Annotated in this window: 19 protein-coding genes and 1 pseudogene; 12 read left to right on the top strand and 8 right to left on the bottom strand. The window is 67.0% G+C overall.

The window, feature by feature from the left end; all coding sequences use genetic code 11:
* Positions 1–199, top strand: a 199-nt coding sequence (locus K7I12_RS15915; RefSeq protein ID WP_231664650.1) for a hypothetical protein, incomplete at its 5' end; no start/stop codon positions are given.
* A gap of 177 nt (positions 200–376) precedes the next feature.
* Here the strand turns inward: K7I12_RS15915 and lldD are convergent.
* Positions 377–1,531: an FMN-dependent L-lactate dehydrogenase LldD gene (gene lldD, locus K7I12_RS15910; protein ID WP_031384796.1), complete on the bottom strand. Its 1,155-nt coding sequence runs from the start codon at positions 1,529–1,531 to the stop codon at positions 377–379.
* Between the two features lie 324 nt (positions 1,532–1,855).
* Between lldD and K7I12_RS15905 the strand changes: the two genes are divergently transcribed.
* Genes K7I12_RS15905 through K7I12_RS15895 form a run of 3 tightly spaced genes read left to right on the top strand, consistent with a single transcriptional unit; the run spans position 1,856 to position 6,321 of the window.
* Entirely contained in the window at positions 1,856–2,641 is a 786-nt protein-coding gene (locus K7I12_RS15905; RefSeq protein WP_031384797.1) for a GntR family transcriptional regulator, read from the top strand.
* Positions 2,642–2,654: 13 nt separating this feature from the next.
* On the top strand, positions 2,655–4,943 hold the full coding sequence (locus tag K7I12_RS15900) for an ATP-binding protein (RefSeq protein ID WP_084173598.1): 2,289 nt from the start codon (positions 2,655–2,657) through the stop codon (positions 4,941–4,943).
* A complete protein-coding gene (locus K7I12_RS15895) occupies positions 4,936–6,321 on the top strand; it encodes a sigma-54-dependent transcriptional regulator (protein ID WP_031384798.1) in 1,386 nt (461 codons plus the stop codon). The genes K7I12_RS15900 and K7I12_RS15895 overlap by 8 nt, the downstream gene beginning before the upstream one ends.
* Positions 6,322–6,338: 17 nt before the next feature.
* On the opposite strand, the gene K7I12_RS15890 is transcribed toward K7I12_RS15895, so the two are convergent.
* The 3 genes from K7I12_RS15890 to K7I12_RS15880 form a co-directional block, all read right to left on the bottom strand.
* Positions 6,339–7,010 carry a metal-dependent hydrolase gene (locus tag K7I12_RS15890; RefSeq protein ID WP_031384799.1) on the bottom strand — a complete coding sequence of 224 codons (672 nt, stop codon included), beginning with the start codon at positions 7,008–7,010 and terminating at the stop codon, positions 6,339–6,341.
* 79 nt (positions 7,011–7,089) lie between these two features.
* A complete protein-coding gene (locus tag K7I12_RS15885; protein ID WP_031384800.1) occupies positions 7,090–7,626 on the bottom strand; it encodes a gamma carbonic anhydrase family protein in 537 nt (178 codons plus the stop codon).
* Between the two features lie 63 nt (positions 7,627–7,689).
* Positions 7,690–9,030, bottom strand: a complete 1,341-nt coding sequence (locus K7I12_RS15880; protein ID WP_031384801.1) for a sodium-dependent transporter — start codon at positions 9,028–9,030, stop codon at positions 7,690–7,692.
* 147 nt (positions 9,031–9,177) lie between these two features.
* Between K7I12_RS15880 and prlC the strand changes: the two genes are divergently transcribed.
* The gene (gene prlC / locus K7I12_RS15875; protein ID WP_031384802.1) at positions 9,178–11,229 is read left to right on the top strand and encodes an oligopeptidase A; all 2,052 of its coding nucleotides are present in this window, start codon (positions 9,178–9,180) and stop codon (positions 11,227–11,229) included.
* 11 nt (positions 11,230–11,240) lie between these two features.
* Entirely contained in the window at positions 11,241–11,495 is a 255-nt protein-coding gene (locus tag K7I12_RS15870; RefSeq protein WP_031384803.1) for a YheV family putative zinc ribbon protein, read from the top strand.
* A 127-nt stretch (positions 11,496–11,622) separates the two neighbouring features.
* On the opposite strand, the gene K7I12_RS15865 is transcribed toward K7I12_RS15870, so the two are convergent.
* The 4 genes from K7I12_RS15865 to hemC are packed head-to-tail and all read right to left on the bottom strand — an operon-like array spanning position 11,623 to position 15,904.
* Complete coding sequence (locus tag K7I12_RS15865; RefSeq protein ID WP_031384804.1) at positions 11,623–12,846, bottom strand: heme biosynthesis HemY N-terminal domain-containing protein; 1,224 nt, start codon at positions 12,844–12,846, stop codon at positions 11,623–11,625.
* Positions 12,843–14,180, bottom strand: coding sequence for a uroporphyrinogen-III C-methyltransferase (locus tag K7I12_RS15860; RefSeq protein WP_084173600.1), 1,338 nt, complete (start codon positions 14,178–14,180; stop codon positions 12,843–12,845). Before K7I12_RS15860 ends, K7I12_RS15865 begins: the two co-directional genes overlap by 4 nt.
* Before the next feature lie 6 nt (positions 14,181–14,186).
* Positions 14,187–14,972: a uroporphyrinogen-III synthase gene (locus K7I12_RS15855; protein ID WP_031384806.1), complete on the bottom strand. Its 786-nt coding sequence runs from the start codon at positions 14,970–14,972 to the stop codon at positions 14,187–14,189.
* Positions 14,972–15,904 (bottom strand): hydroxymethylbilane synthase, encoded by a 933-nt coding sequence (hemC, locus tag K7I12_RS15850; protein ID WP_031384807.1) that lies wholly within the window; start codon positions 15,902–15,904, stop codon positions 14,972–14,974. The genes K7I12_RS15855 and hemC overlap by 1 nt, the downstream gene beginning before the upstream one ends.
* Positions 15,905–16,171: 267 nt before the next feature.
* Between hemC and argH the strand changes: the two genes are divergently transcribed.
* The 6 genes and pseudogenes from argH (at position 16,172) to K7I12_RS15820 (ending at position 21,579) form a co-directional block, all read left to right on the top strand.
* The gene (argH, locus tag K7I12_RS15845; protein WP_031384808.1) at positions 16,172–17,575 is read left to right on the top strand and encodes an argininosuccinate lyase; all 1,404 of its coding nucleotides are present in this window, start codon (positions 16,172–16,174) and stop codon (positions 17,573–17,575) included.
* Positions 17,572–17,688, top strand: a pseudogene (lptM, locus tag K7I12_RS17625) (LPS translocon maturation chaperone LptM); the annotation flags it as partial. The gene argH and the pseudogene lptM, both read left to right, overlap by 4 nt.
* A 119-nt stretch (positions 17,689–17,807) precedes the next feature.
* Positions 17,808–19,088, top strand: coding sequence for a diaminopimelate decarboxylase (gene lysA, locus K7I12_RS15835; protein ID WP_031384810.1), 1,281 nt, complete (start codon positions 17,808–17,810; stop codon positions 19,086–19,088).
* The gene (gene dapF, locus K7I12_RS15830; RefSeq protein WP_031384811.1) at positions 19,088–19,921 is read left to right on the top strand and encodes a diaminopimelate epimerase; all 834 of its coding nucleotides are present in this window, start codon (positions 19,088–19,090) and stop codon (positions 19,919–19,921) included. The genes lysA and dapF overlap by 1 nt, the downstream gene beginning before the upstream one ends.
* 55 nt (positions 19,922–19,976) lie before the next feature.
* The gene (locus K7I12_RS15825) at positions 19,977–20,693 is read left to right on the top strand and encodes a DUF484 family protein (protein ID WP_031384812.1); all 717 of its coding nucleotides are present in this window, start codon (positions 19,977–19,979) and stop codon (positions 20,691–20,693) included.
* Entirely contained in the window at positions 20,677–21,579 is a 903-nt protein-coding gene (locus tag K7I12_RS15820; protein ID WP_231664649.1) for a tyrosine-type recombinase/integrase, read from the top strand. The genes K7I12_RS15825 and K7I12_RS15820 overlap by 17 nt, the downstream gene beginning before the upstream one ends.
* Positions 21,580–21,981 lie beyond the last annotated feature (402 nt).

Raw genomic sequence — 21,981 nt, 5'->3', positions numbered from 1 at the left:
CGTTTTCGGCAATCCCAATCCATTCGAACGCCTTCAAAAACCTCTCACGAAACAACCACTTGCTTCTCGAATCACCGCCCGCGACGCGGTGCGTCGTCGGCAGCGGATGCGTACTTTACGGATCGATGGTGGCGAACGCAAGCATTTTTTGCGACCAAGGTCGCAATCCGTTTCGACATGGCCGATTCACCTATACTGACAGCTGACCCAGCCATGCATGCCACGGCCAGGCCGCATATCCGCAATGCTTATCTCTCTTGCAGCCAGAGGATCTCAGTGCTCGCCGCCGGTTCGAATGTCGTCGGCGCCGCGAATTCCCTTCAGAAACGTCGCCCTGTTCAAGGTCCGCATCGTGCCGAGACTGGACTAACGGCGTTCAAACGATGTCGCGGCTCGAGGCCGCAACCAGCGAATCCGGCCCCAGCTCGGCGATGCTGCGCGCCCCCGTGAGCGTCATCGCGACCCGCATTTCCTTTTCGAACAGCTCGAGCAGATGGGCAACACCGGACTCACCAGCGGTTGCGAGCGCATAGATGAAAGCACGCCCCAGCAATACGGTATCGGCGCCCAGGGCGATCATCCGCACAACGTCGAGTCCATTGCGCACGCCGGAATCGGCCAGAATGGTCAGCTCACCCTTGACCGCATCAGCGATGGCCGGCAAGGCGCGCGCGCTGGAAAGAACCCCGTCAAGCTGGCGGCCGCCATGATTGGAAACGACGATGCCATCCGCGCCGAAGCGCACGGCATCACGGGCGTCCTCGGGATCGAGTATCCCCTTGATGATCATCGGGCCGTCCCAGAATTCGCGAATCCACTCCAGATCCTTCCAGGAGATGGCCGGATCGAAATTCTGGCCGAGCCAGGCGATGTAGTCCTCGAGCTCCGTCGGTTGGCCACGATAAGCCGAGACGTTGCCGAGGTCATGCGGGCGGCCATGAATGCCCACATCCCAGGCCCAGAAAGGATGCGTCACGGCCTGAAGCATTCGCCGAATCGCCGCGTGCTTGCCGCTCATGCCGGAATGGGCATCGCGATAACGCGCCCCCGGCACCGGCATGTCGACCGTGAAGACGAGCGTCTTGACGCCGGCGGCCTTGGCTCGCTCCAAGACATGCTGCATGAACCCCCTGTCCTTCAGCACATAGAGCTGGAACCAGATCGGACGATCGACTGCCGAGGCCACCTCGTCGATGGCGCATACCGAGACCGTCGACAGCGTGAACGGCACGCCTTTGCTTGCCGCGGCCCGCGCCGCCTGCACTTCGCCCCGACGGGCGTACATGCCCGCCAGTCCCACCGGCGCCAGAGCAACGGGCATGGCCAGGGTCTCACCGAACAGCTCGGTCTCCAGCGACAGGGAGGACATGTCCTTCAGTACACGCTGGCGCAACGCGATACCGGCGAGATCCTCGACATTACGTTGCAGCGTATACTCGGCGTAAGCGCCCCCGTCGGCATAGTGAAAAAGAAACGGCGGGATGCGGCGCCTGGCGGCTTGGCGGTAGTCCGTGGACGCTGAAATGATCATGGCGAGCCCTGTGCAGTGGATGCGCTATCGATGAGTGGCACCGCAGAATTCATGGCGGCCGAGAGAGTACCCATCTCATCCGGATAATTGGTAATACCAATTTACAATTGGCTTTAACAGCACCTTATGGTCAAGTCCTTGAAAGAGTCAACCAGTGCCGTCGTGACGGGGATGGCGCTTATACTCTGGTGGCGCATAACTAATCGCCCTCAACGAGCCAGGCGGCGGCCAAGCCATTCTAACCGCACGGTCGAGATGATCTTCTGAGATAATTTTCCGGGCCTTTACCTGCGGGCCATCAATCATCAATCACGAGAGCAGCGCATGGTCTATCAGCCGGTTCGCCAGCCACGCATCGCCGATGTCATCACCGAGCGTCTGGAATCGATGATTCTCGAAGGCAGCCTCGCACCGGGGCAACGCCTGCCCCCGGAGCGCGAGCTCGCCGAGCGCTTCGGCGTGTCGCGGCCCTCGCTGCGTGAGGCGATCCAGAAACTCGCCGCCCGCGGCCTGCTTAACAGTCGCCAGGGCGGCGGCACCTTCGTCAACGACGAGCTGAAGAGCGGCTATAGCGACCCTCTGCTTGAAATGCTCTCGCGGCATGATGAATTTCACCTCGACCTGCTCGAGTTCCGCGACGCCCTCGAAGGGCTCTCCGCCTACTATGCCGCGTTGCGCTCGACCCCCGCCGACAAGCGGTTGCTCAAGCGACGCTTCACGGAGCTCGAGACCTGCTACGCCGAGCCGACGCTGCAGGACGACCCGTACCGCGAAGCCAAGGCCGACGCCGCCTTCCACCTGGCGATCGCCGAGTCCGGTCACAACGTGCTGTTGCTGCACACCATCCGCGGCATCTTTCACCTGCTGGAGAAGAGCATCGCCTCGAGCCTCGTTCACCTGTTCGAGCGCCCCGGCTCGCGCGAGCAATTGATGAACCAGCACCGCGCGCTGCTCGAGGCGATTCTCGAAGGCCGTGCCGAGGAGGCACAGGCGCGGGCGCACGAACACCTGGCCTTCGTCGAGCAGGGCCTTTACGAGCTGGAGCGTGCCGAAACCCGGGCCCAGCGCGCCCTGCGCCGCAGCCACGCCCTGCCCGAGCGCAGCGAATGAGGACCATCTGACGATGCAGACGACCCGGCTTCCCGCACACTGGCGTCGCCTGCTACTGCTGCTGGTACCGCTGGGCCTGGCACTGTGCATCTGGCAGGCCATCCAGTTAGCCCGTGACCAGGCTCTCGATTCGCTCTACAACGAAGCCAAGAACGAACTGCGGCTGTCCGCCGCGGGCGTCTCGGCCTACCTGTCGCGCCACGACTACCTGCCGCGCCTGCTGGCCAGTCGCGAAGCGGTCGGCCGGGCGCTGGCCAACCCCGACGATGCGCAGATCGTCAACCGGCTCAACCGTATTCTCGACAAATTCCGCGCCATCAGTGACGTCTCCGACATCTACCTGCTCGACCGCCAGGGCACCACCCTGGCGGCCAGCAACTGGGCGCTACCGTATAGCTTCATCGGCCAGAACTACGGGTTCCGGCCCTATTTCAAGGACGCCATTCAAGGTCGCATGGGTCACTTCTACGGTCTGGGTACTCAATCGGGCGAGCGCGGCTATTACTTCTCCGCACCGGTGTGGTCCGAGAAATCCGGGCAGGCGCGTGTCGCCGGGGTGATGGTGGTCAAGGTGTTGATCGCCCCGCTCGAGGCCAACTGGACCGGCCAGAACGGCGAGTTGCTGATCAGCGATGGCAACGGCGTGGTGTTCATGGCCAGCCAGCCGGAGCTACGCCTGATGAGCCTCGCGCCGCTGGATCCCGAAGTACGCGTGCGCCTGCGCGAGACTCGCCGCTACGACGGCGCCCGACTGCTCCCGCTCCCCCTCGACCGACTCAGCGCGCGGCCCGACGGCTCGCAACTCGTGCGCTTCGAAGCCGGTCCGCTGGCCGGCCGCGGCTTCCTCTCGGTGAGCCGTACCTTGCCCAAACAAAACTGGCAGATATACAGGCTCAAGCCCCTCGACTCGCTGAAAAGTGCCCAATGGCAGGCCGGCTTCCTCGCGGCGGGGCTGTACGGTGTGGTGGTGCTGGGTGGCGGCATCGGCTGGCAGCGCTATCGGCTACGTCGCGAGCGCGAGCTGTTCGCCAACCGCGAACGGCGCACCCTGGCCGAAGGCCAGGCCCGGGTGCGCGGGATCATCGACCGGACCCGCGCCGGCCTGCTGGTGCTCGACGAACGCGAGGCGTTGACCTACCTCAACCCCACCGCCCAGGCGCTGTTCGGCCACACCCCGGCGGCGGTCGAAGGGCGCCGGCTCACCGAACTGCTGAGCCCCGCCGATGCGCGTCGCATCGATGCCCTGCGTCGCGATGCCAGGCATCGCTCGACCGCCGGCAGCCCGGCGGTCGAGGTCGTGGCCTTGCGCCCGGGTGGCCAGCGCGTGCCGCTGGAGCTGACCGTCGGGGCGCTGGTCAGCCCCCACGGCCAGCGCTGGCTGGCCACGGTGTTCGACATCAGCGAGCGCAAGGCTCAGGAGCAGGCACTGGCGCGGGCACGCGACCAGCTCGAACAGCGCGTCGCCGAGCGCACCCGCGACCTGCTCGATTCCAACCGGCGGCTCTCCGCGGAGATCGATGAGCGCCGCCGCGCCGAGACCGACCTGCGCCAGACCCAGGACGAACTGGTCCAGGCCGCCAAGCTGGCGGTGCTCGGCCAGATGGCAGCCGGCATCAATCACGAGCTCAACCAGCCGTTGGCGGCGATCCGCGCCTACGCCGAGAACGCCCGTGCCTTCATCGCCCGCGGCCGCGAGGATGCCGCCGACGCCAATCTTCAGCAGATCGTCGAGCTCACCGCGCGCATGGCCGAGATCAGCGCCCAGCTCAAGCAGTTCTCGCGCAAGAGCGGCGACAGCCTGGCCGCGGTCTCGGTCCAGGCCGGCTTCGGTTATGCCCTGCGCCTGTACCGGGCACGACTGCTCAGTGCCGGCGTCTCGATCGTCCGCGACTGGCCCGCCGACGAGGTGTGGGTACATGCCGACCCGGTACGTCTCGAGCAGGTATTGGTCAACCTGATCGGCAACGCCCTGCAGGCGATGACCGACACGTCCGATCCACGCCTGGAACTGAGTATCGCCACTGTCACCGGGCATGTGCGCATCGGCGTCAGGGACAGCGGCCCGGGAATCGCCGAAGCGCACCTGGGCCGCGTCTTCGAGCCCTTCTTCACCACCAAGCCGGTCGGCAAGGGACTGGGCCTGGGCTTGTCGATCTCGGCGCGCATCGTCGAGGATCTCGGCGGCCGGCTCGAGGCCTGCAATGCCGCTGCCGGCGGCGCGCTGTTCACCATCGACCTGCCGGCCGGCGAAGTGGCCCCGGCGACGCCCCGTCATCACACGCAAGAGGATCACCATGCATGAGTCCGAGGCCACACCGGTACTGATCGTCGACGACGAAGAGCACCTGCGCATCACCGCCGGCCAGACCCTCGAACTGGCCGGCTATCGGCCGCAGACGCCGAGCAATGCCGAAGCCGCTCTGGCCGCGCTGAGCGCTGATTATCCCGGAGTGCTGGTCAGCGACATCCGCATGCCGGGCATGGACGGCCTGGCGCTGCTACGCGAGGTGCGCCGCCGCGACCCCGACCTGCCGGTGATCCTGATCACCGGCCACGGCGATATTTCCACGGCCGTGGAGGCGATGCGCGAAGGCGCCTGGGATTTTCTGGAGAAGCCATTCGCCGGCGAGCGCCTCACCGACGTGGTACGCCGCGCCGTGGAGAAGCGTCGACTGAGTCTCGAGAACCGCCGCCTCAAGGCCGAGCTCGACGCCCAGCGTGCCGCACCGGGGCCGCGCATCATCGGGCGCACGCCGGCCATGCAGCAACTTTCGGCGATGCTGCAGCGCGTCAGCCAAGTGGAGGCCGATGTGTTGCTGTTCGGCGAAACCGGGGTGGGCAAGGACCTGGTGGCCCGCGCGCTGCACGAGCGCAGCGCACGCAGCGGCCATCCCTTCGTCGCCATCAACTGCGGCGCGATGCCCGAGAGCATCATCGAATCGGAGCTGTTCGGGCATGAAAAGGGCGCCTTCACCGGCGCCGTCGAGCGGCGCATCGGCAAGTTCGAGTACGCCAATGGCGGCAGCGTGTTCCTCGACGAGATCGAATCGATGCCACTGGCGCTGCAGGTCAGGCTGCTGCGGGTACTCCAGGAGCGCTCGATCGAGCGTCTGGGCTCCAACCAGTCGGTGGCGCTGGATATCCGGATCATCGCCGCGACCAAGACCGATCTGAAGCTCGCCGCCGAACGCGGCGAGTTCCGTGAGGATCTGTATTACCGGCTCAACGTGGTGACCGTGCCGATCCCGCCGCTGCGCGAGCGCCGCGAGGACCTGCCGCTGCTGTTCCAGCATTTCGCGGTGGTCGCTGCCAACCGCAGCGGACTCGAGGCGCCGCCGCTCGACGCCGCCGGGGTCTCGGTGCTGATGGCCCACGACTGGCCCGGCAACGTGCGCGAGCTGCGCAATCTCGCCGAGCGCTTCGTGCTGCTCGGCGCGACCTACGATTATCGCCTCGAGCGGCTGGTCGAGGGCGGCGACAGCGGTAGTGGCGAGATGACCCTGCCGCAGCAGGTCGAGCTGTTCGAGAAGAGCCTGATCAGCCAGTCGCTGGCCAATCACGGCGGACGTGTCAACGAGGTCTGCGAGCACCTCGGACTGCCGCGCAAGACCTGCTACGACAAGCTCAAGAAATACGACCTGCGCGCCGAGGACTACCGCCTGCGCCACGCCGGCGACTAGGAGGGGGGATGGGCGCCCTAGCGCCACAGCCGTGCGCCCTGGCTGACCAGCTCGGCGAGCGCCTGCCAGGGCGGCAGCCAGGGCGCCAGCCCCGCCGCCAGCATCAGCATGACCAGCGAATTGCCCGGCTCGCGATAGTCGAACAGCTTGAGCGCGGTGCCGAACGAGCGCTTGAGCCGCGAACCGGCCAGATCGACGCTGTAGACCTCGTCAAGCAGCAGGTGGATCACCCCGCCGAACGTCAGCGCCAGCCCCTGCGACCAGGCTTGCCAAGCCTCCTGCGCCAGCCATTGATAACTCAGCGCGGTGACGCCGAGCCCGCACAGCCCGGTCGCCAGTAGCGAATGCCAGATGCCGCGATGCACGGTGAAGCGCCGAAACACCGCGCCGACGCCGAAGCGCACGCCGAGATACAGCCCGCCGCAGGAAACCAGCAGCCCGGCCGGGCTGAGCCGCGACTGTAGCCACAGCGCGCCGGCGACCACCGCCAGCAGTGCGAACAGGTTGAAGATCAGCCGAATGGAATGGGACTGGTCGGAGTCGATGTCCGGCAGGATGCCGCCGAAGGCGGTCAGCGCGGCCAGCGACGCGCCGTCGGCCGGCGACCACAGGGCGGCCTGCCAGCCACTCACGGCGAGCAATGCGCCGCCGGAAACGGCGACACTCAGATGGGTACGGAAGTCGGCCACGCAACGCCTGCCAGAAAGGCTGGATATAAATCCAGATTATCCCCAGCGTAGTCCTGAAAAACAATCACTTGCCGCGATCTTATGCGCCTTCGGCCAGGTACTGATCCTTGAGCTTGACGTAATTGCCGGCGGTATAGCCAAAGAATGCCCGTTCGCTGTCCTTGAGCGGGCGCAGCGGCTTGGCCGGGTTGCCGGCGTAGACGTGGCCGCTCTCGAGCCGCTTGCCCGGCGCGACCAGCGCGCCGGCGGCGATGATCACCTCGTCCCCGACCACCGCGCCGTCCATCACCGTCGCCCCCATGCCCACCAGCACCCGGTCGCCCAGCGTGCAGCCATGCAGGGTCGCCTTGTGGCCGATGGTCACGTCATCGCCGATGGTCAACGGATGGCCGCCGGGATTGAAGTCGCTGGCATGGGTGATGTGCAGCACGCTGCCGTCCTGCACACTGGTGCGCGCACCGATGCGAATGCGGTGCATGTCGCCGCGAATTACCGCCATCGGCCAAACCGAGCAGTCGTCACCGAGCACCACATCGCCCAGCACCACGCAGGCCGGGTCGATGTAGACGCGCTCGCCGAGTCGCGGCGTATGGCCTTGGAAGGTTCGTAGGGTCATTGCATTCTCCTCGGCGGTCGGCCCATCATAGCCTATCGCTTATCGCCGCCCGTTGCAGCGGGCTCACCAGATCCCCGAGACCAATACCCCCACGACCAGCGGGATCGACACGAAACGCACCAGCCTCTGCCAGCTGCGAAAACCTGCCGGCCCGGTGCCCAGCGCCAGCTCGGCGGTGTCGCGCGGCATCACCCAGGCGGCGAAGATCGCGATCAGCAGGCCGCCGATGGGCAGGAACAGGTCAGTGGGCACGGTGGTCACCAGATCGAAGAAGTTCATGTCACCGAGCCAGTGCACCTCGGCCATCGACGAGAACGAGAACACCGACAGCAGGCCTACCGCCCACACCGCAACGCCCACGCAGGCCGCCGCGCGGCCGCGCTTGAGCCCCCAGCCCTGCAGGGTGGCGACCATCGGCTCGGCGAGGTTGATCGACGAGGTCCAGGTCGCCAGCAGCAGCAGCAGGAAGAACACCCCCAGCCACAGCGAGCCGCCGGGCAGCTCGGCGAAGGCGATCGGCAGGGTGACGAACATCAGCCCCGGCCCTTCGCCCGGATCCAGGCCCTGCGAGAACACCACCGAGAAGATCGCGATCCCCGACAGCAGCGCCACCGCCACGTCGAGCACCGCGACGGCGCCGACCGCCCGCGGCAGGCTCTGGTCGTCGGGCATGTAGGCCCCGTAGGCCATCAACGCGCAGGCGCCCACCGCCAGGGTGAAGAAGGCGTGGCCCATGGCGTTGAGCATCACCGACACGCTCAGCGCCGCGAGATCGGGGGTGAACAGCCAGGCCATCGCCGTGCCGAAGCCATCGGTGGTGGTGGCATAGCCGGCCAGCACGATCAGCAGCAGGTAGAGCAGCGGCATCAGCAGATTGTTGAGCTTCTCGAGACCGCCGGAGATGCCCGCCGCGACCACCGACATGGTCAGCAGCATGAACAGCGTATGGTTGAAGGTCATGCGCAGCGGATCGGCGAGGAACGCGTTGAAGTTGGCGCCCACCGCTTGCGGCGCCATGCCGGCGAAATCGCCGTTGACCGACTCGACCAGGTACTCGATCGACCAGCCCGAGACCACCGAGTAGAACGACAGGATGAAGAACACCGTGATCACGCCGAACAGGCCCAGCCAGCGCCAGTGCGGCGAAGCCCCGGCCTGGCGCGCCAGGTGGCCCAGCGAGCGCATCGGACTGCGCCGCCCGGCACGTCCGATGAGGATCTCGGCGATCATCACCGGCAGTCCCAGCAGCACGACGAAGACCACGTACAGCAACAAAAACGCCGCGCCGCCGTTCTCGCCGGTCATGTAGGGAAAGCGCCAGATGTTGCCCAGGCCCACGGCGGCCCCGGTGACCGCGAGTATGAATGCACGTCGCGAGCTCCAGCGTTCCAGCGTTTCGTTCATGATCCCCTGTCCTTTATGGCGCCCTGCGCGAAAGGCGCAAGCCTAGCAGGCCGACCGGCGACCGCCAATGGCGCAGCCGGTCATTGAAACCCGTCGCTCGTGCCCGCATCTATCCCGGTATTATTCGGTTTCATACGAGGTTCCGTCATGTCCCACAATCCGCTGCTCGAATCGCATACCTTGCCGCCCTTCGGTGAGATTCAGCCCGATCATGTGGTTCCGGCAGTCGAGCAGCTCCTCGACGAGAACCGTAGCGCCATCGATCGCCTGGCCGAGCAGGCCAATTGCGAGACGCCGACCTGGCAGAGCCTGGCCGCGCCCATCGAGGAACTCAACGACCGACTGTCGCAGGCCTGGTCGCCGGTATCGCACTTGAACGGCACCATGAACAGCCCGGCGCTGCGCGACGCCTACCAGGCGTGTCTCGGCAAGCTTTCCGAATACGCCACCTGGCTGGGTCAGCACGAGGGGCTGTTCCGTGCCTACCGGGCGCTCAAGGACTCGCCGGCCTACGCCGAGCTGAACCCGGCGCAGCAGCGCTCAATCGACAATACCCTGCGCGACTTCCGGCTCGCCGGCGTCGATCTGGCGGCCGACGACAAGCATCGCTACGGCGAGATCCAGGCCCGGCTCTCCGAGCTGACCAATACCTTCTCCAATCACGTGCTCGACGCCACTCAGGCGTGGCACAAGGACATCGCCGACGCCGAGGCGCTCGACGGCCTGCCCCAGAGCGCGCTGGACACGCTCGAGGCCAACGCCGAAGCCAAGCAGCTCGACGGCTATCGCATCACCCTGGATTTCCCCAGCTTCTTCCCGGTGATGAGCTACGCCCACGACCGGGCGCTGCGCAAGGAGGTCTACACCGCCTTCGTCACCCGCGCCTCGGAGCTCGGCCCCAACGCCGGTGAATACGACAACGCGCCGCTGATCGAGGAGATCCTCGCGCTGCGCCAGGAACTCGCCCGGCTGCTCGGCTTTGCCACCTACGCCGACTACTCGCTGGCGACCAAAATGGCCGAGTCCCCCGCCCAGGTGCTCGAGTTCCTCGCGGATCTGGCCAAGCGCGCCCACCCCCAGGCGCAGGAAGAGTTCAACGAACTCGAGGCCTTCGCCAAGGAGACCCTCGGCCTCGAGGATTTGCAGCCCTGGGATGTCGGCTACGCCAGCGAAAAGCTGCGCGAGGCCCGCTACGCCATCTCCCAGGAGCAGCTGCGCCCCTACTTTCCCGCGCCGCAGGTGATCGATGGGCTGTTCCGGGTCACCGAGCGGCTCTATGGCGTGCGCTTCCAAGAGGACGCAGAGGCCCCGCGTTATCACCCCGACGTGCGTTACTACTCGATTCGCGAAGGCGACACGCCGATCGCCGGCTTCTATCTCGACCTGTACGCCCGCGAGGGCAAGCGCGGCGGGGCCTGGATGGACGAGTGCCGGGTCCGCCGCGAGCGCCAGGACGGCAGCCTGCAGTTGCCGGTCGCCTATCTGACCTGCAATTTCACCCGCCCGGTGGGCGGCAAGCCGGCGTTGCTCACTCACGACGAGGTGACCACGCTGTTCCACGAGTTCGGCCACGGTCTGCATCACATGCTGACCCGCCAGACCGTCGCCGATATATCCGGGATCAACGGCGTGGCCTGGGACGCCGTGGAGCTGCCCAGCCAGTTCATGGAGAACTTCTGCTGGGAGCGCGAGGGCCTGGACATGATCGCCGCCCACGTCGACACCGGCGAGCGCCTGCCCGATGAACTGCTCGCCAGGCTGCAGGCGGCCAAGAACTTCCAGTCGGCGATGGGCATGCTGCGCCAGATCGAGTTCTCGCTGTTCGACTTCCGCCTTCATCACGAGCTCGAGGCACCCAGCGCCGACGACGTCCAGCACCTGCTCGATGCGGTGCGCGACCAGTACTCGGTAGTGCCGCGGGCCGACTTCAACCGCTTCCAGAACAGCTTCGGGCATATCTTCGCCGGCGGCTATGCGGCGGGCTACTACAGCTACAAGTGGGCGGAAGTGCTCTCCGCCGACGCTTACGGCGCCTTCGAGGAGGCCGGGGTGTTCGACGGCGAAACCGGGATGCGCTTTCGCCGCGAGGTCCTCGAGCAGGGCGGCTCGCGCGACGCCGCCGAGCTGTTCAAGGCGTTCCGCGGCCGCGAGCCCAGCGTCGAGCCGCTGCTTCGCCACAGCGGCATCCGCGCCGCCTGACAGGAGAAAGCATGTCGACACCCAAACGCTTCATCGCCGGCGCCATCTGTCCGCGCTGTGCGGCCATGGACAAGCTGCGCACCTGGGAAGCCAACGGCATCCGCTACCGCGACTGCGTGGCCTGTGATTTCTTCGAGCAGTTGCCGATCGAGGAGCAGGACGCCCCGGAGCTCGCCACCCGGGTCAACCAGGCACGCGACGACGAGCGGCGCAACAGCGTGCAGCCGGTACGCATCCTCGACCCCAAGGGCGGCTCCAAGGGCTAGCCCGGGCGCTGATCACCGGGGCACGCCAAGGCCCGCTTCAGGTTATACGCCGGTTTCGGTGGGCAGTGTGCCCTCGCAGGCCGTGTTTCGACACAACCTGCGGAACCCGGGAGCGCATTCGCTCCGGCTAGGGATTCTGGTCGCTTGGCTGTGGCAGCGCCGGTAGCGACCTGTCGAGCAACTCGACGCTCTGGCGGTAATACAGCTGGCTCTTGTTGTGCTCGCCGAGATTGGCGAACAGCCGCGCCAGCTCGGCGCACACCACGCCGCTGGGGCGCTGGCGCTGACTGGCCTCGAAGTACTCCTGCGCCTTGCCCCAATAGGCGTTGCGCAACGACAGGCGGCCCAGGGTCAGCAGCAGGTCGGGGTCGTTGGGACGCTCCTGCAGCCACTTCTCGGCATAGGCCAGCTGCCGGCCGGCATCGACATTGAGCAGCCCATAGCGCAGTACCAGACGATTGTCCCAGCGCTCCTTGAGAGTCTGACGCAGCAATCGTTCGGCCAGCCCCTCCTCCTTGCCGCGCACCAGCGCCTCGGTATACAGAGCGACCAGCTCGACCTCGTTGCGCAGGTGGTCAGGCATGTCCGCCCACAGGTTGCGCACCCGCTCCAGATCGCCGGGCGGTCGCGCCGCCTGCAGGATCAACTCGCGGTAGGCGCGCTGCTCGAGTTCGCGGCGCTCGTCGTCGCCGACCAGCTGCTGGCGAGCCAGTCGCGGCATCAGGCGGCGCAGCCCCTCCCAATCGTTGACGCTGAGATACGCCTGCTTGAGCAGCTTGAGCACCTGGGGGTGCTCGGGCAGTTGCTTCTCGAGGCGCGTCAGTGTCGCCAGCGCCTCCTCGAACTGCTGACGGTCGAGCATCAACTGCGCCTGCACCAGGCCGACCGCGGTCTCGGCGCCCTCGGTGCTGAAGTGGGCCCGCTTGAGCAGGCTATCGGCCTGTTCGTAGCGCCCCTGGTAATGCGCCGCCAGCGCCGCCGACAGGTAGTTGACCAGCGGCGTGCTGGAGTCGTCGGCCGCCTTGGTCAACGATTTCTCGGCACGCTTCCAGCGACCCTCGGCGAGCGCCACCAGGCCGCGCACGGTGCGCCGCATGGCGTTGCGGTTACGAGTGCGACTGTTCCAGACCTTGAGCCGGCTGACCGGGCGGCGCAGCCGCGTCAGCAACCGCAACAGGAAGTGCAGGACCAGGAACGCGGCCAGCAGCAGGATCAGCCCGAACCAGAAGGAGGTCTGAAAGGAGGTGTCGCCGACCCGGACCAACCAGTAACCGGGCAGCGACTTCATCAACTGGCCGAACAGCGCGCCGACGGCCAGGCCGAAGACGACGATCAGGACGAATTTTCTCATGCCGCGTCGCTCCCGGCGTCATGGCGACGCTCCATGAAATCGCGCAGTTTCTGAAGCGACGCGCTGATATCCGGCAGTTCGGGGCGCACGTCCTTGACGGCCAGCGTGGCCAGTCGCTCGAGCAAATTGGCGACACCCTGATTGCCGGTATCGTAGTAGCGCTCGATCAGCGTACGCGCCTTTTCGAGGCTCGCCTGGTAGAGCTGGGCGTCGCTCTGCAACAGCGCCAGCTGGGCCTGCTCGAGCTGCAGACGCACGTTCTGGCGCAGGTAGGATTCCTGTTCCGGGGTCATCAGCGCCTCGAGCGCCTGGTCATTCTTGCGCACCACCACCAGGTCCTTGAGCTCCTGACCGAAGCGCGACAACTGCTGCTGCCAGCTGCCCTTCACCGGCGAGGTATCGCCGGCCTCGGCGGCCTGCTGCTGAATGTCCTGCTCCAGCGGCAACTTGGCAAGCTGCTCCTGCTGGGCCATCAGCTCCAGATAAAGCCCGGTGCGGTCGACCTGAGCGACCGATTCGAGCGCGGCGATCTCCGACTGAGTGGCGCGCCGCACCGGCGTCAGCGCTGGATTGTCGATCTGTGCCAGACGCTGGTCGGCAGTCTTGAGCAGCGACGTCGAGCCCTTGACGTCGCGCTCGAGCTGCAGGCGCTGATTGGCCAGCCGCAACAGGTACTCGACCTCGGCGAGGCGCCATTCGCTGGTGTCGGTCTGCTGCTTGCTGGCGAGCTGCTTGAGCACCTTGTCGAGGGTGGCGTTCAGCTCCTCACGGTACTGCTGGAAGTCGTCGCGCAGCGTCTGCATCGCCTGCTGACGTTGCTGGTCGCCATCGCCGAGCTGCGACTTGAGCTGGGAAATCGCCTGGGCGTTGCTCTCGGCCTGTGCCAGACGTTGCTGCTGGGTCTGAAATTTCTGCCAGCCCCACCAGCCGCCCAGCAGCACGACCAGCGCCAGCACGATCACCAGCGCCAGCGCGATGCCTCCGGCCTTGCCGCCCCTCTTGGACGTGTCGGCGGGTGGCTTGCCGCCAGAGCCGCTGCCGCCGGCCGGCGTGGCGGTCGCGCTCGTCGCGGCGGGCTTGTCGTCAGATGGCATGGTCGACTTGCCTTCACCGGCCTTCGACTTGCCTTCACCGGCCTTCGACTTGCCTTCGCCGGCCTTCGACGTGGCGGTGGGGCGCTCGCCATCCGACGGTGCCGAAGCGCTCCGGTCGGGGGTCGCGTCGGCATTTTCCGCCGCTTCGGCGGCCGGGCGTTTTGATGCCTCGTCCGAGTTGTCCTTGCCCGCGCCTGAAAACGCACGCTGTCCATCCTGATCGTGCTCTTGCTTACTCATCTGTCGCTAGCCCTTTTCATCAAGATCGTCATGATCGGCGCCATCCAGGTCGCAGGCCTCGGCCACCGCGGTCGCCAGCGCGGTCGGGGAGGCGCCTCGCGCCACCCTGGGGCGCAGAAAGCCCAGCGTGTCGGCCAGTGTAGCCAAACGCCGACTGGAAACGATTAGCGGTTGGTTCAACGCATCCGCACCACACCATCCTGCCAGATGTTCGAGCAGTTCGCCGCTGGTGACCACCAGCGCGGCGTAATCGCCGCTGGCCAGCAGCCGCTTGCCCGCTTCTTCCGGGGCACGCAACAGGCGCCGGTAGAGCGCCAGTCGGGTCAGCCGCGCGCCGCGTCGGGTCAATTCGTCGGCGAGCCATGGGCGACCACCCTCGCCGGCCGCCAGCAGCACTCGCCGAGAACTCAGGCGCTGCAGCGAGGGCAGCGCCAGCAGCGCTTCGCTGGTACTGCCCTGCTCGCTGGACGGCAGGTGCACGCGAACGTCCAGTTGCTCGTTGAGGACCTGGGCAGTGCCCGCACCCAGCGCATAGAAGCGCGGCCCCAGCGGCAGTTGCGGCCAGTAGCGGTCGAGCCCCTCGGCCAGGCACCGGGCGGCGAAGGGGCTGGCCACCACCACCCGCTGGAAATTGTCGAAGTCGAGCCAGGCCTGACGCATCGCCGGCGTCTCGGCGAGCGCCTCCAGACGCATCACGTCGAGCGTTGCGACCTCGACGCCGCGCACCGCCAGCGCCCGGCACAACACCCCGGCGCGCTCGCCGGGGCGGCTGATCAGCACCCGTGGGCGCATCAATCCTCGCCGTAGACCTGGGCGAGAATTTCGCCGGCGCCCTGATCGAGCAATTCCTCGGCGACTCGCACGCCGAGGGTCTCGGGCTCGTTGACCGAACCGCGGCCCTCGGCGCGCAGCACTCGCGAGCCGTCGGGCATGCCCACCAGGGCACGCAGCCACAGCGTACGCCCGCCCTCCTCGAGGATCGCGTGACCGCCGATGGGGACCTGGCAGCCACCTTCGAGGCGGGTGTTCATGGCGCGTTCGGCGCGCACCCGGGTGGCGGTCTCGGCGTGATCGAGCGGCGCCAGCAGGGCCAGCAGCTCGGGATCGTCGGTACGGCATTCGATGCCCAGCGCGCCCTGGCCGCAGGCCGGCAGGCTGACTTCGGGAGGCAGTTCGTAGGTGATGCGCGCATCCAGCCCCAGCCGGCGCAGCCCGGAAGTGGCGAGGATGATCGCGTCGAAGTCGCCGGCATCGAGCTTGCCCAGCCGGGTCTGGACGTTGCCGCGCAGGCTGAGCACCTCGAGATCGGGGCGCGCTTCGCTGATCTGCAGGCCGCGGCGCAGGCTCGAGGTGCCCACCCGGGCGCCCTCGGGCAACTGCTCGGGAGTCGCATAGCGGTTCGACACGAACGCATCGGTGGGCGCGGCGCCCTCGAGGATCACCGACAGGCCGAGCCCCTCGGGGAAGTGCATCGGCACGTCCTTCATCGAGTGCACGGCGATATCGGCACGTCCGTCGAGCATGGCGTCCTCGAGCTCCTTGACGAACAGCCCCTTGCCGCCGACCTTGGCCAGCGGCGTATCGAGGATCTTGTCGCCCTTGGTGGCCATCGCCACCAGTTCCACGTTCAGCCCCGTGTGCAAGGCCATCAGCCGGTCGCGTACGTGTTCGGCCTGCCACATGGCCAGGCGGCTCTTGCGGGTGGCGATTCGCAGGGTCGTCATAGTCGGTACTGGGCTCTCCCGGCACGGCCCCGGCAAGGGCTCGGTGAAATAGGTTCGATGTTCGGCTCAGCGCTCGCAGACCGAGCAAGAGTGGCGAATCGATCGCCAGCGTATACGGCACACATGGCGTCATCATAAAGCAGTCGCCAGACAAGGAAAAATCGCCCGCCCGACGGGCCGCGGGCGGACCGCCCGCTCGCCTGATACGCTGACTCTGGTACACTCGGGGCACAACGTTCTCGTGACCATGCAGGATCCGCAACCCCGATGAGCCAGCATACCAACCAGTCCTGGGGTGGCCGCTTCAGCGAACCCACCGATGCCTTCGTCGAGCAGTTCACCGCCTCGGTGAATTTCGATCGTCGCCTCTATCACCACGACATCCGCGGGTCGATCGCCCATGCCACCATGCTGGCCCGCGTCGACGTACTGACGCTGGATGAGCGCGACGCGATCATCCAGGGGCTCAGCGAGGTCGAGCGCGAGATCGAGACCGGCGAGTTTCCCTGGTCGGTGGCACTCGAAGACGTACACATGAACATCGAGGCCCGCCTTACCGAAAAGATCGGCATCACCGGCAAGAAACTGCACACCGGGCGCTCGCGCAACGATCAGGTGGCCACCGACATCCGCCTCTACCTGCGCGACGAGATCGACGCCATCGACGCCGAGATTGCACGCCTGCGCCGCGCCCTGATCGAGCTGGCCGACGCCGAGGCCGAGACCATCATGCCCGGTTTCACGCACCTGCAGACCGCCCAGCCGGTGACCTTCGGCCATCACCTGCTGGCCTGGCAGGAGATGGTCGCTCGCGATCATCAGCGGCTGCGCGACTGCCGCAAGCGCGTCAACGTTATGCCGCTCGGCGCCGCGGCGCTGGCCGGCACCACCTATCCCATCGACCGCCACGTCAGCGCCGAGCTGCTGGGCTTCGAGCGCCCCGCCGAGAATTCGCTCGACGCGGTCAGCGATCGCGACTTCGCCATCGAGTTCACCGCCTTCGCCAGCCTGCTGCTGATGCATCTATCGCGCATGAGCGAGGAACTGGTGCTGTGGACCAGCGCGCAGTTCGCCTTCATCGAGCTGCCCGATCGCTTCTGCACCGGCTCATCGATCATGCCGCAGAAGAAGAACCCCGACGTGCCCGAGCTGGTGCGCGGCAAGACCGGCCGCGTCTACGGCCACCTGATGAGCCTTTTGACGCTGATGAAGTCGCAGCCGCTGGCCTACAACAAGGACAATCAGGAGGACAAGGAGCCGCTGTTCGACACTCTCGACACGGTCAAGGGCTGCCTGCGCGCCTTCGCCGACATGATCCCGTCGATCGAGGCCAAGGCCGACAACATGTTTGATGCGGCACGCCGCGGCTTCTCCACCGCCACCGACCTGGCCGACTACCTGGTGCGCAAGGGCGTGGCCTTTCGCGACGCTCACGAGATCGTCGGCCAGTCGGTCGCCTATGGGCTCGAGCAGGGCAAGGATCTCTCCGAGATGTCGCTCGACGAGCTCAAGCGCTTCTCGACGAGCATCGAGGACGACGTCTTCGCGGTGCTGACCCTCGAGGGCTCGGTGGCCGCGCGCAACCATATCGGCGCCACCGCGCCCGATCAGGTCCGCGCCGCCGCCCAGCGCGCCCGCGATGCCCTCGCCGCGCTGGGGGAAGGCCGATGAGCGCATTTCGCATCGCCGCACTCGCCATCGCGCTGACCACGCTCGCCCTGCTCAGCGGCTGCGGCCAGAAAGGCCCGCTGTACATGCCCGGCGACGAGCAGGCCGCCGAGCAGTACGACCCGACCGACGTCTATCCGGCGCAGCCGCCCCAGACGGAAGGAGATGCGGACAGCGCCGACGATGGCCCCACCACGAACGGCAACGCCGCCCCAAGCGAGGCCGGAGAGTAAGCATGGATCATTTCGATTACCGCGACGGCGTACTGTATGGCGAGGACATACCGCTGACCCAGGTCGCCGAGCGCTTCGGCACGCCTTGCTACGTGTATTCCCGGGCTACTCTCGAGCGCCATTACCGCGCCTACAGCGAAGCGCTGTCCGGCCACCCGCACCTGATCTGCTACGCGGTCAAGGCCAACTCCAACCTGGCGGTGCTCAATCTGCTGGCGCGCCTCGGCGCCGGTTTCGACATCGTCTCGGTGGGTGAACTCGAACGCGTGCTGGCCGCCGGCGGCGATCCCGCCAAGGTGGTGTTCTCGGGAGTCGCCAAGCAGCGCCACGAGATGGCCCGGGCGCTGGAAGTGGGCATCAAGTGCTTCAATGTCGAATCGTTGGCCGAGCTCGAGCGCCTTGACCAGGTGGCCGGCGAATGCCGCGAGACCGCACGGGTCTCGCTGCGCGTCAACCCCGACGTCGACGCGCGCACCCATCCGTACATCTCCACCGGGCTCAAGGCCAACAAGTTCGGCATTCCCGTCGACCAGGCCTTCGACATCTATGCCCGGGCCGCCGAGTTCGCGCACCTCGAGGTGGTCGGCATCGACTGTCATATCGGCTCGCAGCTCACCGAGCTCGCGCCGTTCATCGCGGCGCTGGACCGCCTGCTGCTGCTGCTCGACCGGCTTGCCGAGCGCGGCATCCATGTCGAGCACCTGGATCTCGGCGGCGGACTCGGCGTGCCCTATCACGGCGAGACCCCGCCGGCGCCTTACGACTATGCCCGCGCGCTGCTTGAACGGCTCGCCCAGTGGGACAGCCAGCGCAAGCTGACCCTGCTGTTCGAACCCGGCCGCTCAATCGCCGCCAACGCCGGGGTACTGCTGACCCGCGTGGAGTACTTAAAACCCGGCGAGGAGAAGAACTTCGCGGTGATCGACGCCGGAATGAACGATTTGATCCGCCCGTCGCTGTACCAGGCCTGGCAAATGATTCTGCCGGTGGATACGCGCAAGCCGCGCGACTCGGCGCGCTACGACGTGGTCGGCCCGGTCTGCGAGACCGGCGACTTCCTGGGCAAGGATCGCGACCTGGCGATCGCCGCCGGCGACCTGCTGGCGGTGCGCTCGGCCGGCGCCTACGGTTTCGTCATGGCCTCGAACTACAACAGCCGCCCGCGGCCCGCAGAGGTGATGATCGATGGCGAGCGCCTGCACCTGGTGCGCCAGCGCGAGAGCGTCGAGTCGCTGTGGGCGGGCGAGGCGCTGTTGCCGCCCACTGCCGTGGAGAGCCGTTGATGCGGGTGCATTTCACCAAGATGCATGGGCTGGGCAATGACTTCATGGTGGTCGATCTGGTTACCCAACGCGTGCATTTCGAGCCCGAGCAGATACGCCGCCTGGCCGATCGCCATTTCGGCATCGGCTTCGATCAGCTGCTGCTGGTCGAGCCGCCGCGCGACCCGGAGCTGGACTTTCGCTATCGCATCTACAACGCCGATGGCGGCGAAGTCGAGAACTGCGGCAACGGCGCGCGCTGTTTCGCGCGCTTCGTGCGCGACCAGCAGCTGACCCACAAGCGCGAGATTCGCGTCGAGACCCTGGGCGGGCCACTGACCCTGCGCGTGGACGACGACGAGCGCGTCCGCGTCGACATGGGCACGCCACGCTTCGACCCGGCGGCGGTGCCGTTCGAGGCCGAGACCGATCTGGCCCGCCATGTCCTGGAGGTCGACGGCGAACGGCTCGAGATCGGCGTGGTGTCGATGGGCAACCCGCATGCGGTGCTGCGGGTCGACGATCTCGACGCCACCCCGGTGGCCCGGCTGGGGCCGGCCATCGAGCGCCACCCGCGCTTCCCCCGCCAGGTCAACGCCGGCTTCATGCAGGTCGTGTCGCGCCACGAGATCCGCCTGCGGGTCTTCGAGCGCGGCGCCGGCGAGACGCTGGCCTGCGGTACCGGCGCCTGCGCCGCGGTGGCCAGCGGGATTCGTCAGGGGCTGCTCGACAGTCCGGTCGACGTTCACCTGCGCGGCGGTCAGCTGACCATCGAATGGCCGGGTGGCGACGCCGCGCTAATCATGACCGGCCCCGCCGAGCGGGTCTTCGATGGCCGTGTGCAACTATGCTGAGCCGCCAAGCTGTATCATCGAGCTGAAATCAGCGAGCGAACGACAAGAGGACGCCATGCCCCCTGCGAAAGCGCCCGAATCCCGCCAGACGCTCGACCCCGAACGAGTCGCCCGCTGGCTGGCCCGCCATCCCGATTTCTTCATCGGCCGCGAGGGCCTGCTGCAACAGCTCAAGGTGCCGCACCCCGAGTCGCACGGCGCCATTTCGCTGCTCGAGCGACTGGTGATCGACCTGCGCGAACGTGCCGAAGGCGCCGAATGGCGGCTCGAGCAGCTGCTCGAATCGGCGCGCTACAACGAGTCGCAGTATCGCCGCACTCGCGAATTGGTGCTGGCACTGCTCGAGGCCGAGGACAGCGACGCGCTCGGCGAGGCGCTGGCCACTCAGCTCGCCGAGCGCTTCCAGACCCAGGCGGTGGCGCTGTGGTGCGCCCCGGAGCTCACCGATATCGAGCCGCAGCCGCCGCAACCGCCCCGCTTCGTGCTCGACGAGAACAGCGGCACCCGCCTGGGCGCGCTGCTCGATGGCCGCGCCAGCCGTTGCCGGCGACTGTCGCGCAAGGACTGGCAACGTCTGCTGCCGCACAGCGAACCGCCCAAGCAGGCCGGCTCCTGTGCGCTGACTCGGCTGACCCTGGGCGAGCCGATAGGCTACCTGATCCTCGCCAGCCACGACGGCGACTACTTCCGCGCCAGCCTCGACACGCTGTTCACCGAATACCTCGGCGAAGTCGTCGCCCGCCTGATGATGCGCCATGCCGGACGCCTGTGAGCGCCTGACGGCCGAGATCGAGGCCTTCCTCGCCGGGCTCGCGCAGCACGCCAGCCCGGCGACCGTCGACGCCTATCGCCGCGATACCGCCGCGCTGCTGCGCTTTGCCCGCGCCCGGGAACTCGCCGGTTGGGCCGCGCTCGATGTCGCCGAGGTGCGCCGCTTCCTGGGCGGCGAACGCAGCCGCGGGCTGGCCGCGCGCAGCTTGGCGCGCCGCCGCGCGGCGCTGTCGAGCTTCGCCGAGCATCTGGTCCAGCGCGGCGTGCTCGCGCACAACCCGGTGCGCCTGGCGCCCTCGCCGCGCACGCCCCGGCACCTGCCGCGTCCCGTCGACGTCGATCAGCTGGCGCGCTTCCTGGACACGCCCCATGACGGCGAGCCGCTGGCGCTACGCGATCAGGCGATGTGCGAATTGTTGTACTCCTGCGGGCTGCGCCTGGCCGAGCTCGCCGCGCTGGACCTGGCGCACCTCGACGGCCAGCGCGTGCGGGTCGTCGGCAAGGGTGGCAAGCCGCGCCAGCTGCCCGTCGGCCGGCGCGCTCGTCAGGCGCTCGATAGCTGGCTGACGGCGCGCCACAGCCTAGCCGGTAACGACGAGCCGGCGCTGTTCGTCGCAAGCCGCGGCACGCGACTCGGCCACCGCGCCATTCAGCAACGCCTGGCCCGGCTCGCCATTGAGCGCGGCCTGCCCGAACATCTTCACCCGCACCGCCTGCGTCACTCCTTCGCCAGCCATCTGCTGGAGTCCAGCCAGGACCTGCGCGCCGTACAGGAACTGCTCGGCCATGCCCATCTGTCGACCACCCAGGTCTATACCCACCTGGATTGGCAACAGCTGGCCGGGGTCTACGATGCCGCCCATCCGCGTGCGCGACGCCGCGATTGAACGAACGTCGCCCCTCGCCGCCAGCGTATGTACCGCTTGGGTAGCAACCGTCCATGGACGGCCGCTCGATGATGCCAAAAGAGGGTCCGCAAACAAGCGTTGATCCATGCTACGAAACCATCACCGCCAATGGAGCCGCATGAGCGTACCGTTGCGGATAAGTTAGGGTTGAATCATCAAGCCGCGCTGGCCCATTGGCACCCTCAATCCAGACCGGCGAAGCTCACGATTGCTTGTTGCTTTTTTTTACACGCGCGGGTTTGCCTAAACTGCATGGCATGGCTAGCCTGAATATTGCACCATTGGCGCGAGTTCGGCCTGCTGAGTGATCAGGCCAGCTCTTCATGCTGGATTCAGCAAGAATCGGTCACGTTTTGATCAATTACCCAGCGTCGAGACACA

Source organism: Halomonas sp. IOP_31 (assembly GCF_021151495.1).
GTDB classification, from domain to species: Bacteria; Pseudomonadota; Gammaproteobacteria; order Pseudomonadales; family Halomonadaceae; genus Modicisalibacter; species Modicisalibacter zincidurans.
This window is presented reverse-complemented; position numbering and strand designations above follow the sequence as displayed.